Below are 12,739 nucleotides of genomic sequence, written 5' to 3'. Positions count from 1 at the left end.
TGGGAAATCGAAATGGCTCAACGCCTCGCCTGGGCCTAGTCTAACCGCATTCACAAGGCTTACAGGGCCATAGAACGCGATGAATACCGTTTACCTCGATGGTGTTTGCATAGGTAAGACAAAAAACCTCTCGCGAGGCTTTTTTGCATGAATTTGTTCAGTTTGCGGCGCAATCCGCCGAGTCTTGATGACCTGGCCGTCGATACTTTCCGGCCATCGCGTAGCGACAACCTCTCCAGTGAGTTCCTGATGCCCAGTGTCGAGCGGCCGAGCCAGATTTTCGTCCGGGGCCAGGGCTCATGGTTGTGGGACAGCGATGACCGCGCGTACCTGGATTTCTCACAGGGCGGCGGCGCCAATAGCCTGGGGCACAGCCCGTCGGTGCTGGTCAACGCGATTTCGGAGCAGGCCCGGTCGCTGATCAATCCGGGATTCGGCTTGCATAACCGCGGCATGCTCAGCCTTGCCGAGCAGCTTTGCGCCCATACCGGCAGTGATCAGGCCTACCTGCTCAACAGCGGCAGCGAGGCGTGTGACGCAGCGATTCAACTGGCGCGTAAATGGGGTCAACGTCATCGCGGTGGAGCTTCTCGGATTATTGTGGCCAGTAATGGCCAACGTCCGGGGATGACTTCCGCTGGAGACTTTCACCACGTTCCTTTCAATGACCTTATGGCGATGCACGCGGCGGTCGATGCCCGGACCGTGGCAATCATGCTCGAACCGATCCAGAACGAAGCCGGAGTGATTCCAGCCACCGAGTCTTACCTCAAAGGTGTCGAACACCTGTGCCGGGAACTGGGTATTTTGTTGATCCTCGACGAAGTGCAAACCGGTATCGGTCGCTGTGGCACCTTGCTTGCCGAACAGTCCTACGGCGTTCGGGCAGACATCATCGTCCTCGGTGGCGGGCTCGGTGGTGGCGTGCCATTGGCGGCGTTGCTGGCGCGAGGCAAGGCGTGCTGTTTCGACATCGGCGACCTTGCGGGCACCCATCACGGCAACGCGCTGATGACGGTCGCCGGGCTGGTGGTCCTCGACAGTGTGCAAGACCAGGGCTTTCTCGATCATGTCGGGCAAACCGGCCAGCACCTGCGCGAAGGCTTGCAGCGTTTGTCCCATCGTTATGGTCACGGCGAGTTACGCGGGCAAGGATTACTCTGGGGGCTAAGCCTGTCCGACGATTCTGCTGATGCCGTCGTCAAGTCAGCGTTGTACGAAGGCTTGCTGCTCACCGCCCCGCAACCTGACTGCCTGCGCTTTACCCCGGCGCTCACCGTCAGCAAAGCCAACATCGACGAAATGCTCCTGCGACTGGCCCGTGCCTTCTCCCGAGTACGCACCGCGCAATTGCAGTGCCGCAAAGGTATCGCGGTCTGATCAGACCCGACCTGCACGAATTTCCGAACCGTCTCGCGGTAATAACGCATCGCCCCACGTTGGATCTTTTCGCGTGGGGCGTTTTTTTGTCTCTGCGTTTTGCCAAATGCAATAAGCGGTTGAGCAACCGCTCGATAAATGGCTTTTTGAGACAGTTGGTCGACTTGAGCGAGTTAGCCGAGTCATACGCAGGGCTGACCGAGATGGATATCGGGCGCCTGCTGGATATGAAGGAGTTTGTGGAGATATCTCATGAGTAAAAAATTCAAAAGTGAAGTGTCTGAATCGATACACGAATCGGCCAGTGCCCTGTTTGCTGTCGGAGCAATCAGCAAGGCAACCATGCGCGAATTCGACGAGTCGTGCCTTGCAACGGTGCCAGAGTCAATTGATGCAGAGCAGATTAAAGCGCTGCGCGAGCGCAACAATGTCAGCCAACCCGTGTTCGCTCGTTATTTGAACACCAGTGCTTCGACAGTAAAGAAATGGGAGGCAGGGGATAAACACCCCAGTGGCATGGCGCTGAAGTTGTTGAGCATCGTGCAGAAACACGGTCTTGAGATATTGGCCTGATGGTCCGCACTGAACCCTGACGAATGACGCTGGTCGATTGACTGTGTGGCTCACACGAGCCAACTTCAATCAGGAGCTACCCCATGGACTTTATTCGAATCATCATTGCCATTCTGTTGCCGCCATTGGGTGTGTTTCTGCAAGTCGGTTTCGCCGGCGCGTTCTGGCTGAACATTCTGCTGACGTTGTGCGGTTACATTCCGGGGATCGTGCATGCGGTGTATATCATCGCCAAGCGCTGAGTTTAGCGACCTTAGATAGACCGCTATCGCGAGCAGGCTCACTCCTACAGGGATTTCTGCAACACCGCAGATCCAATGTGGGAGCGAGCCTGCTCGCGATGGCCGCGCCGCTAATCAGGCATTGCCCCCAAGCGCCATCACCCGCCGATAAAACGACCCTTCCTGCTCGAGCGCATGGGCCTGGTTCCGCGCCTTGCGAAAACCGTGGCGTTCATCGGCGTAGTAATGCGCTTCCACCAGAATCCCGTTGTCCTGCAGCGCGGTGACCATGTCACGGGTCTGTTGCGGCACCACCACGGCGTCCAGTTCGCCCTGAAAGAAAATCACGGGTACGCTGATGTTCTGCGCATGCAGCAGCGGCGTTCGCGCAGCGTAGCGTTCGGCATCCAGCAGTGGATCGCCGATCAGCCAATCCAGATAATCGCCTTCGAATTTGTGAGTCGCGCGCCCCAATGCAACCGGATCGCTGACCCCGTAGAGGCTGGCGCCAGCGCGGAAAACCTTGTGAAAGGCCAGTGCGCAAAGAGTGGTGTAGCCGCCGGCACTGCCACCGCGAATAAATGCCTTGTCGCCGTCGATCAATCCGCGTCCGGCGAGATGGGCGACGACAGCGCAGGCGTCCTCTACATCTACCTCACCCCAACTTAAATGCAGGGCCTGGCGATACTCCCGGCCATAGCCGCTGCTGCCACGGTAGTTGAGGTCGGCCACGGCGAAGCCGCGTTGCGTCCAGTACTGGATGCGTGGATCAAGCATCGGGTAGCAGGCCGAAGTCGGGCCGCCGTGGATGAACACCACCAGCGGCGGCTTTGCGTCTGCGGTCATCGCCGGATAGAAGAAACCATGAGCTTCTCCCGCGCCGCTGGGGTAGCGCAGGGTTTGAGGGACGCTGATCTGTTCGGCGGGCAACGGGGCAATGCCTCCGGCCAATACGTTGACCTGCCGGGTAGTGCGGTCGATAGCAATGACCGCTGCAGGGCTGACCGGCGATGCGGCGATGCAGTAAATGAATTGCTCATCCAGGGCGAGATGGCGAAAGCGGCTGTAGTCACCAGTGAAATCCTCACTGACGTCGCCGCATAAACCCAAGCGACCAAACCCGCCTTCCGTCCAGCTTGCCAGGTAGTTGCTGTCGCCCAGCGGCAACCAAGTGCTGCCACCCAACTGCCACGGCGCCGGTCCATGATCGGCGGTGGCGCTCGGCAGTGGGCTCAGGCCGTCCGCCGACTCCACCCAAGGCTGCCAATAACCGCCGCGATCAGTCAGGCAAAACAGACGGCCGTCGCTATCGAAACGGGGTTGTTGCAACGACTCCTGAACGCCATCGCCCGCTACGCAACGCGATTGAGCGAAACCACCCTCGCTTTTACGTTCGGCAACCATCAGGCGGGTCGCGGTCCATGGCTGATCCGGACGGCTCCATTCGATCCACGCCAATCGTTGCGCGTCGGGACTCAGTGTCGGCGCGGCGTAGAAGTCAGCGCTTTCGGCCAGCAGATGTCGCCGGCCGTCTGCCACATCGATCGCCACCAGTCGATGCCGATCGCGATGCTCTTCAACCGCCAGCACCTGACCGCTGGCGAACTGTAGGTCACCATAACGGCACTCCCCCGACGTCAGCACTTCAGGTGCCTCGCCAGCCATTGATTGTAGATACAGCTGCTGGTCGGCCTCGTTGACGAAAACAATCCCGTCATCGGTCAGGCAAAACGCGCCACCGCCGTATTCGTACACGCGACTGCGCACGCTGAAGCCTGTCGGCGTCAGGCACTGCGCCTGGCCATCGCGCCAATGCCAGATCCGGCAGGCGGCATCCTGGGGACGGTACTCGTTCCAGAACAGGCCATGCTTGCCGACCTGCAACTCGGCGAAGTCGATACCGGCCGCGACGGCCCGGGCTGCGCTGAAGGGTTCAGCTCTTGGCGATGAGTCGTGAGTTTCGTTCATTGCGAAAGGCCAGTTGTTCGATGGTCTGAGTCGCGTGCTCGGCTTCTTCGCGGGCCTTGAGGATCACGCCGTGATGTTCGGACTTGCTGCATACCGGGTCGGCATTGCTTGCGTCACCCGTGAGCATGAACGCCTGGCAGCGACAGCCGCCGAAGTCCTTTTCTTTCTCGTCGCAGGAGCGGCACGGCTCGGGCATCCAGTCGTAACCGCGAAAGCGGTTGAAGCCGAACGAGTCGTACCAGATGTGTTGCATGGTGTGGTCGCGCACATTGGGAAACTGCACCGGCATCTGCCGCGCGCCGTGACAGGGCAGTGCGGTGCCATCTGGCGTGACTGTCAGAAAGATGCTGCCCCAGCCGTTCATGCAGGCTTTCGGGCGCTCTTCGTAATAGTCCGGCGTGACGAAAATCAGCTTGCACGGATGCCCTTCGGCTTCGAGTTTGGCGCGGTATTCGTTGGTGATGCGTTCGGCGCGGACCAGCTGTTCTCTGGTGGGCAACAGGCCGACCCGATTGAGCTGTGCCCAACCGTAGAACTGGCACGTGGCGAGTTCGACGAAGTCGGCCTCAAGGGCGATGCACAGCTCGATGATCCGGTCGATCTTGTCGATATTGTGCCGATGGGTCACGAAGTTCAGCACCATCGGATAGCCGTGGGCTTTCACCGCACGGGCAATTTCCAGTTTCTGTGCGAAGGCTTTTTTCGAGCCGGCCAACAAGTTGTTCACTTGTTCGTCGCTGGCCTGGAAGCTGATCTGGATATGGTCCAGGCCGGCCTTCTTGAAGTCGCTGATTTTCTGCTCGGTGAGGCCGATGCCGGAGGTGATCAGGTTGGTGTAGAAACCCAAGTTGCGCGCCTCGGCGATCAGTTCGGCGAGGTCTTGGCGCACCAGCGGTTCGCCGCCGGAAAAGCCCAGTTGCGCGGCGCCCATCTCCCGCGCTTCGCGGAACACCTTGATCCACTGCTCGGTGCTCAACTCTTTGCCTTGCTCGGCGAAGTCCAGCGGATTGGAGCAGTAGGGACATTGCAGCGGGCAACGATATGTCAGTTCGGCGAGCAGCCAGAGCGGCAAGCCGATTTCAGGTTTAGGCGGTAACGTGTCTGACACGGAATCAGACAAGTTCGATCCAGTGCTGAGCACGGGCGACCTCCATGAATTGCTCGATGTCTTCACCGAGTTCGGGCACGCCGGGGAACTGCTCGTCGAGTTTGGCGATGATCGCCGCAACATCGCGTTCACCGTCGATCAAGCCGCCGATCAGCGCGGCGCTCTCGTTGAGTTTGATCATGCCTTCCGGGTAGAGAAGGACATGGCCTTTCTGCGCCGGTTCGTATTGATAGCGGTAACCCTGGCGCCAGGTCGGGATCTTGCTGCGATCGAAACTCATAAGGTGATTCCTTTATGCCAGACCCGCTGGTCGGTCACGCTGTGATACGGCGGACGGTTCAGTTCGTAAGCCATGCTCATGGCATCGAGCATGCTCCAAAGAATGTCCAGTTTGAACTGGAGAATTTCCAGCATGCGTTCCTGGCCTTCGCGCGTGGTGTAGTGCTGCAAGGTGATTGCCAGACCGTGCTCGACATCGCGGCGCGCCTGGCCCAGGCGGGTGCGGAAATACTCGTAGCCGGCCGGATCGATCCACGGGTAGTGCTGCGGCCAGCTGTCCAGACGCGATTGGTGAATCTGCGGGGCGAACAGCTCGGTCAGCGAACTGCTGGCGGCTTCCTGCCAGCAGGCCCGGCGGGCGAAGTTGACGTAGGCGTCCACGGCGAAACGCACGCCGGGCAGGACCAGTTCCTGGGAGCGCAACTGGTCCGGGTCGAGGCCGACGGCCTGGCCCAGGCGCAGCCAGGCTTCGATGCCGCCGTCTTCGCCGGGCGCGCCGTCATGATCGAGCAGACGCTGAATCCACTCGCGACGGATCTCGCGATCCGGGCAATTGGCAAGGATGGCAGCGTCTTTCAGGGGGATGTTCACCTGATAGTAGAACCGGTTGGCGACCCAGCCCTGGATCTGCTCGCGGGTCGCCCGGCCTTCATACATCGCCACGTGATACGGGTGATAGATGTGGTAATACGCGCCCTTGGCGCGCAGGGCCGCTTCGAACTCGGCGGGGGACATCGGGGTGTCAGTCATTTCAGTTCTCCGGGTACGACCGGTGGATTCTTTGGTGTCAGGACCGGCCTTATCGCCAGCAGGCTGGCTCCCACAGTTGATCGCATTCCCCTGTGGGAGCCTGCGCCGCGGTCTTGATGTCCTACAACACAATACTCATGCCGTCATACGCCACTTCAACCTTGCGCCGAGCCAACTCCGCGCGCTCCGGCGAATCCTCATCGAGAATCGGGTTGGTGTTGTTGATGTGGATAAGCACCTTGCGCTGCTTGGGCAATTGCTCCAGCACTTCGAGCATGCCGCCAGGGCCGTTCTGTGCCAGGTGACCCATTTCCCGACCGGTGCGAGTGCCGACGCCACGGCGTTGCATTTCGTCGTCATCCCACATCGTGCCGTCCACCAGCAGGCAATCGCTGGCGGCCATGATCTCCAGCAGTGGCGCGTCGACCTTGCCCAGACCCGGGGCGTAGAACAGTTTGCCGCCGGTGTTCAGGTCTTCGACGATCAGGCCGATGTTGTCGCCCGGGTGCGGATCGAAGCGATGCGGCGAATAGGGTGGCGCAGCACTGCGCAAGGGCAGCGGGGTGAAGCGTAAACTCGGGCAGGCCGGGATGGTGAAACTGTGATCGAGTTCGATGCGGTTCCAGTCCAGCCCGCCATTCCAGTGGGTCAGCATGGTGAACAGCGGGAAACCGGTGCTCAGGTCTTCGTGGACCATGTCGGTGCACCAGACCTGGTGCGGGCAACCTTCGCGCAGGCTGAGCAGGCCGGTGGTGTGGTCGATCTGGCTGTCCATCAGAATGATCGCGCCGATGCCGGTATCGCGCAGGGCGCGGCCCGGTTGCATCGGGGTGAAGCTTTGAAGCTGGGCGCGGATGTCCGGTGATGCGTTGCACAGGATCCAGTTCACGCCGTCATCGGAAATCGCGATGGACGACTGGGTTCGCGCCTTGGCCCTGAGGGTGCCGTTGCGAAAACCTGCACAGTTCACGCAGTTGCAGTTCCACTGCGGGAAACCACCGCCAGCGGCGGAACCTAGAATCTGGACAAACATGGCCGCTCCATCATTTCAACACTGAAAATAAAAACGCCTCGGCAATACCGAGGCGCTGAACCACACGACAATCTTAGCGGCTTGCGAAGTACATGGTGACTTCAAAGCCGATACGCAGGTCGGTGTAAGCAGGTTTGGACCAGGACATGGGAGCGCTCCTCAGGGTGATGGGACGGTTGAGATCTATACATATAGTCCACCTCCAGCTGGAGATGTTCAGATAGTTAGGTGGCTATGTTACTCAAAATTACCGAGTGATTGGCCTGCTATCTCGGAAAAAGCTAATTGCGCCAGCGGTAATGATCATTTTGTCACTTGCCAAGGCGCTTGCGGTTCCGAGCTGCTGGCCAGGCAGCGCCAGCCACCTTCGGCGTTGCTCAGTCGATGCGCGGCGGCGACCAAGGCGTCGCGATCGATGGCCAGAATCGACAAGGGCAGCTGCGTCAGGTAATCCGACGAACGGCCAGCCTGCTTGCCCTGCCAGAGCAGTTCGGCGGCTTGGGTCAAGGGTAATGCAGTCGCCTTGAATTGATCGGACAACGCCTGACGTTGTGCGATGAACGTAGCCTCCTCGATTCCGTCGATCATGGCAGGCAAGTCGCGCAGGAAGCGTTCCATGTGCTCCAGCAACGTCAATGGTGCGGTGCCCGGAGATTGCACACCAAACACAATACCGGTATGCCCATGGATCTGGCGCAGTGCGCTGAACACCGCGTAACCCAGTTGCAGTTCCACGCGCAGGCGCTGATAGATCGGGGTCTGACAGACGAGCGCCAACAAGCGCCAGACGGCTTCTTCGCAGATGTCCTGCGTTGCCGCCGGGCAGAAGAGCAGCAATGCATGTTCGCTGGAACCGGTGTCGAGCGTTGTCCACAGACGCTGCGAGTTGATCGATGGTGGCGTAGGCGGTTGGGTGTCGGCAACGCCGGGTACGCGGCTCAGGGGTAAAGCCAAGGCCGCTTGAGTGTGTGCTGACAAGCCGACCGCCAGGCCTTCCCAGCGCGCACTCGACCACAGTTGTTGCAAGTCGCCAGAGCTTGCCGAAGGTTCGAGGCAAAGATCGGGCAGTGCCTTGAGCAGGTGTTTAATCGGTATGAGTGCAGGGCTTTTCGGCTCTTCCTGTGAGAAATCCCTGTCAGGCGTTGTCAGTGCTTTCAGCGCATGTTCGAGGACAGTCGGCATCGGCGCTTGCAGCCCCGTCATCTTCAGCAACCATTCATTGCCTGAGACGCTGAAAGACACGTCAACGCCAGCCTGACGTGCATCTTCGCGCAACGACTGCAGGCCATTTTCCAGATGGTATTGAAGGCGGGTGTGCGGTTTGGACTCGAGGCGCCAGCGCAGATAAATCGCACCTTGTGCCGTGTTGTCCGGCAAGGCCTGGCTGAACTGCATCGGGGAGTTTTCCCGGCGACTACGCGAGCGGTCCTGGGCAAACGTCCTCAGGCCCCGGTGTTTACTGGTTTGCCCGCGAATCAGCCCGGCATTTTGCGCCGGTGCCTCGACGTGTAAAAACGGGTTGGGCGCTGGCAGTTGCCAGTCGCCGATGAAGTTATCCACAGCGCCGATTTTCTTCAGGATGTCCTTGAGTGCTACAACGCCTTGCTCGGTTAACCCGTCTTCAAGCTGTTCGCTGTCGCGCCGGGCCAATTCCAGAGCACTACTGACTTGTTGCTGGCGCTCAAGCACCGTGGCGTACTCTTCGCGCATACGAGCCCAGTCTTGCTGCGAGGCAAAAAAGCCCAGCCAATCCAGGAGTTTCTCGCGAATCGCGCTCGCCGGCGCAGCCTGTGTCAACTCGATGTGCAGTACGGCTTGTCCGGCAAACTGATACAGCAGTGTGGCGTTCAAATGTTCAGTCAAACCGCGCGAGCGCAATTCAGCCAGCAACCCACCGGGTTTCGCGGCGTTCAACCAATGGCACAGGAACGCCAACGCTTGGGCCGATGAAGGCAGTAGCGATTCGAAAGCAAACAGCAGATCGAGCCTGGGTCCGTTGACCTGTTGATAACTTGTCTGTGAAGACTCCATCAGCCGCACAGGTGCCACTTGCGGGACGTTTGCTCCCCCGGGAATCGCCGCGCCGAAGCTCTGCGCCATTTGCTTGAGCTCTTCAATACTTTGCGGGCCGGCCAAGCTCAACGTCATCTGCCCGGCTCGATAGAACTTCTGATGGAAATCCTTCAGCGCTTGTTGAAAGGTTGATTGCTGCACGGGAAGGCTGTCGCGGTTACCGGCATGAAAACCACGCAACGGGTGACTCGGCGACAATCCGTCGAATAGCGCCAATTGCTGTTGCGCTTTCTCATCCTGCGACCAGGCAACAAACTCTGCATGCAGCACTTCCCGTTCTCGCTGCTGATCGTCCAGATTCATACGCGGGTGAGCGAGCATGTCTGACAGACGCTCAAGGCCAGCGGCAAATGCGTGCGGTGGCAATTCGAAAAAGAAGTCGGTGGTGCGCTCGCTGGTCCGAGCATTCACCTGCCCGCCATGACCCTGGACGTAGGCCATCAGCCCTTGTTCCGCAGGAAAACGCTCGGTGCCAAGAAACAACAGGTGCTCGAGAAAGTGTGCCAGGCCTGGCCATGCCAATGGCACGTCGTGACTGCCCGCAGAAACCCGCAACGCAGCAGCGCAGCGCTTCAAATCTGGAGCATGACGCAGCGTCACCCGCAGGCCGTTGGCCAGGGTTTCAGTGTGGGGGCGAGGGGGATTCAGCGCAGGCATGAGCACTTCCAGAACAGAGAAGCGCTAATGCTAGCGGATAACGCTGACTCAGCGCTTGTTCAGTGCACCGTAAAGCTCCGGACGACGATCGATCAAATAGCGGTTGGCCGCGCGGGAATCGATCATTAACTGCCGGTCCAGCTCGCCGACAATCAGCGCTTCATCCAGGCCCGCCTGGGCGATACGGCTGCCATCCGGCGCGGCGATGCTGCTCTGGCCGCAGTAGTGGATCTCGCCTTCCTGCCCGCAATAGTTGGCATACGCCACATAACACTGGTTTTCGAAGGCGCGGGAACGCACGGTGACGTCGGCCACGAAGTCGAAGGGGATCATGTTCGCCGTCGGCACCAGAATCAGCTCGGCGCCGGCCAGGGCCAGGCGTCGGGCGTTTTCCGGGAACTCCAGGTCGTAGCAGATCAGAAAGCCGAGCTTCCAGCCATTGAGTTCCACCAGCGGAAACTCATCCTGTCCGGCGCTGAACATCGAGTGATCGAGGTCGCCGAACAGGTGAGTCTTGCGGTAGTTGCACAGGCGCTCGCCGTTGGCGTCGATCAGCTGCACGGCGTTGTAGATCTGCCCGTCTTCGGTGCGCTCGGGGTAGCCATACAAAATGGCGATGCCCGCCGTCTTGGCAATGCGCGCGATCTGCTGGGCCGATTCACCGTTGTGCACTTCCGCCAGCACGCTGACCGCATCGAGGCCGATGTTGTAGCCGGTCAGGAACATCTCCGGCAGCACCAGCAAGTCTGCGCCCTTTGCCTCCAGCGCCAGTTGATGCAAACGTTGCAGATTACCGGCGACATCCAGGGGTAACGGTGGACATTGGTACAGGGCTACGCGCATTTCTCGATTCCTTTTACTCGGGCAGGGCGATCGGACCGATCTCGTTGAACACATCACCTGGACCCGGGTTCTCGGCGTGAGTTTCACCGCCGAAGTGTTTCATGATGCCCCACACCGCGTTGAGCGAGGTCTGCACCGCGCCTTCGACCCACGCCGGCGTCCACGAAACATCGTCACCGGCAATGAAAATCCCGCGCTGCTCGGCCGGCATGTCGTCCTGCATGAAGTGCGCATACATGCGCTGGTTGTAGCGGTAGTGACCGGGCAGGGCGCCTTTGAAAGCCCCGAGGAAATGCGGGTCGGCTTCCCACGACACGGTGATCGGATCGCCGATGATGCGCGCGGCGATGTCGACTTTCGGGTAGATCTTCTTCAACGCGTCCAGCGCCAGTTTCACGCGCTTCTCAACCGGGTGCGGGAGCATTTTCAGCGCATCGCTCATCCACGAATACGACAGGCAAATTACCCCCGGCTTGTCGTCGCCGTTGTCAAACAGGTACGTGCCGCGGGTCAGGCGATCGGTCAGGGTCATGCTCATCAGGTCGCGGCCGGTTTCCGGATCCTTGTCCTTCCAGAACGGGCGGTCGACCATGACGAAGGTTTTCGACGATTGCATGTAGCGGGTGCGGTCCAGGGCCATCCACATTTTTTGCGAAAACAGCGTTTCATCGCATTCGATCTGCGTGGTCAGCAGCCAGCTCTGGCAGGTGGTCAGCACCGCTGCGTATTCGCGGGTGTCGCCATAAGTGTCGGTGACGGCAAAACGGCCGCCCGGCGCGTGGGCAATTTTCTTCACCCCGGAACGCGGCGCGCCCCGGTGCAACGAACTGAGGCTGGTGCCTTCAGGCCAGTGCACGCAACGCTCCGGCACATGGCGCCAGATGCCCAGCGGCACTTGTTCCACGCCGCCGACCACCAAGTGCTGGTGATCGTCGCAGTTGGTCATCACCACACGGAAGATTTCCAGCATCGAGTTCGGGAAATCGGAGTCCCAGCCGCCGGTGCCGAAGCCGACCTGACCGAACACTTCGCGGTGATGGAACGACAGCTTGGCAAAGGCTTTGGAGGTGGCGACGAAGTCGTAGAAGGTGCGGTCGTCCCACAGCGGAACCAGGGTGTTCCACAACTCTTTGAGGCGCGGCACATCGCGGTCGCGGATGGCTTGCTGGATATCGGAGAACTGCGAGCCGGCTTCCAGCGCGTCCGCCCAAGCATCAGCCACTTCCTGGAACAGTGCAGGAAGATCCGCCAGTTTCTGCGCGTAATGGGTTTTGCCTTCGATGTCGATCACCGTGCTGCCCGACGCGGGCGTCAGCGGGTTCGGGAAGGGCTTGGTTTGCAGGCCGAGCTTGTCGACATAGTGATAAAATGCGGTGGACGATACCGGGAAACGCATGCCGCCCAGTTCGGCGATGATGCCTTCTGCGCCATTGAATGCCTGCGAGCGCAGGCGGCCGCCCATTTTCGAGGCTTCGTAGACGACGGGTTTGAGACCCAGCTTCATCAACTCGTAAGCCGCTACCAGGCCGGCGATACCGGCGCCGACAATCGCCACTTCGGCGCCGTGGTTGTGCGCAGGAATAGTGCCCAGGCCAGCCGGGTGTTCGATCCAGTCGTCAAAGCCGAACGGAAAGTCCGGGCCGAAAATAGTGACTGGTTTTTTACCGTCTGCAGGATGGCGATTGTTCTTGTTCATGGCTGACCTTGCTGGCGACCCGACGCGGAATGCGCATCTGAGTATAGGAAAAGATGGCAGCCATTCTAGAGAGCGTAGAACACGTTAATAAGACGCAATGTGTCGTCGTTTTGCCAAATAACTGATCAATATGACGATCAACTGCTACACACCGACCA

12 protein-coding genes are annotated in these 12,739 nt (G+C 59.8%); 3 read left to right on the top strand and 9 right to left on the bottom strand.

Annotated elements, in window-relative coordinates:
• Positions 1-147 precede the first annotated feature (147 nt).
• The 3 genes from K5K95_RS06055 (at position 148) to K5K95_RS06045 (ending at position 2,195) form a co-directional block, all read left to right on the top strand.
• The gene (locus K5K95_RS06055; protein WP_222588722.1) at positions 148-1,380 is read left to right on the top strand and encodes an aspartate aminotransferase family protein; all 1,233 of its coding nucleotides are present in this window, start codon (positions 148-150) and stop codon (positions 1,378-1,380) included.
• A gap of 252 nt (positions 1,381-1,632) precedes the next feature.
• Positions 1,633-1,953, top strand: coding sequence for a helix-turn-helix domain-containing protein (locus K5K95_RS06050; protein ID WP_222588721.1), 321 nt, complete (start codon positions 1,633-1,635; stop codon positions 1,951-1,953).
• An 83-nt stretch (positions 1,954-2,036) separates the two neighbouring features.
• Positions 2,037-2,195, top strand: a complete 159-nt coding sequence (locus tag K5K95_RS06045) for a YqaE/Pmp3 family membrane protein (protein WP_007904205.1) — start codon at positions 2,037-2,039, stop codon at positions 2,193-2,195.
• 114 nt (positions 2,196-2,309) lie between these two features.
• Here the strand turns inward: K5K95_RS06045 and K5K95_RS06040 are convergent, their stop codons facing one another.
• The 9 genes from K5K95_RS06040 to K5K95_RS06000 form a co-directional block, all read right to left on the bottom strand.
• A complete protein-coding gene (locus K5K95_RS06040; RefSeq protein ID WP_222588720.1) occupies positions 2,310-4,142 on the bottom strand; it encodes a S9 family peptidase in 1,833 nt (610 codons plus the stop codon).
• On the bottom strand, positions 4,108-5,250 hold the full coding sequence (pqqE, locus tag K5K95_RS06035) for a pyrroloquinoline quinone biosynthesis protein PqqE (RefSeq protein WP_222590299.1): 1,143 nt from the start codon (positions 5,248-5,250) through the stop codon (positions 4,108-4,110). Before pqqE ends, K5K95_RS06040 begins: the two co-directional genes overlap by 35 nt.
• A gap of 4 nt (positions 5,251-5,254) precedes the next feature.
• A complete protein-coding gene (gene pqqD / locus K5K95_RS06030) occupies positions 5,255-5,530 on the bottom strand; it encodes a pyrroloquinoline quinone biosynthesis peptide chaperone PqqD (RefSeq protein WP_090179045.1) in 276 nt (91 codons plus the stop codon).
• Positions 5,527-6,279, bottom strand: coding sequence for a pyrroloquinoline-quinone synthase PqqC (gene pqqC / locus K5K95_RS06025; RefSeq protein WP_222588719.1), 753 nt, complete (start codon positions 6,277-6,279; stop codon positions 5,527-5,529). Before pqqC ends, pqqD begins: the two co-directional genes overlap by 4 nt.
• Positions 6,280-6,400: 121 nt before the next feature.
• Complete coding sequence (pqqB, locus tag K5K95_RS06020) at positions 6,401-7,312, bottom strand: pyrroloquinoline quinone biosynthesis protein PqqB (RefSeq protein ID WP_222588718.1); 912 nt, start codon at positions 7,310-7,312, stop codon at positions 6,401-6,403.
• A gap of 73 nt (positions 7,313-7,385) precedes the next feature.
• Positions 7,386-7,460 carry a pyrroloquinoline quinone precursor peptide PqqA gene (gene pqqA / locus K5K95_RS06015; RefSeq protein ID WP_009045898.1) on the bottom strand — a complete coding sequence of 25 codons (75 nt, stop codon included), beginning with the start codon at positions 7,458-7,460 and terminating at the stop codon, positions 7,386-7,388.
• Between the two features lie 155 nt (positions 7,461-7,615).
• Positions 7,616-10,042: a pyrroloquinoline quinone biosynthesis protein PqqF gene (gene pqqF, locus K5K95_RS06010; protein WP_222588717.1), complete on the bottom strand. Its 2,427-nt coding sequence runs from the start codon at positions 10,040-10,042 to the stop codon at positions 7,616-7,618.
• A gap of 48 nt (positions 10,043-10,090) precedes the next feature.
• Positions 10,091-10,885, bottom strand: a complete 795-nt coding sequence (locus K5K95_RS06005) for a carbon-nitrogen hydrolase family protein (protein ID WP_090179056.1) — start codon at positions 10,883-10,885, stop codon at positions 10,091-10,093.
• Positions 10,886-10,898: 13 nt separating this feature from the next.
• Positions 10,899-12,581 carry a flavin monoamine oxidase family protein gene (locus K5K95_RS06000; RefSeq protein WP_222588716.1) on the bottom strand — a complete coding sequence of 561 codons (1,683 nt, stop codon included), beginning with the start codon at positions 12,579-12,581 and terminating at the stop codon, positions 10,899-10,901.
• Positions 12,582-12,739 lie beyond the last annotated feature (158 nt).

Origin of the sequence: Pseudomonas sp. DR48, from assembly GCF_019823085.1 — a bacterium.
In the GTDB taxonomy this organism is placed as follows: domain Bacteria; phylum Pseudomonadota; class Gammaproteobacteria; order Pseudomonadales; family Pseudomonadaceae; genus Aquipseudomonas.
This window is presented reverse-complemented; position numbering and strand designations above follow the sequence as displayed.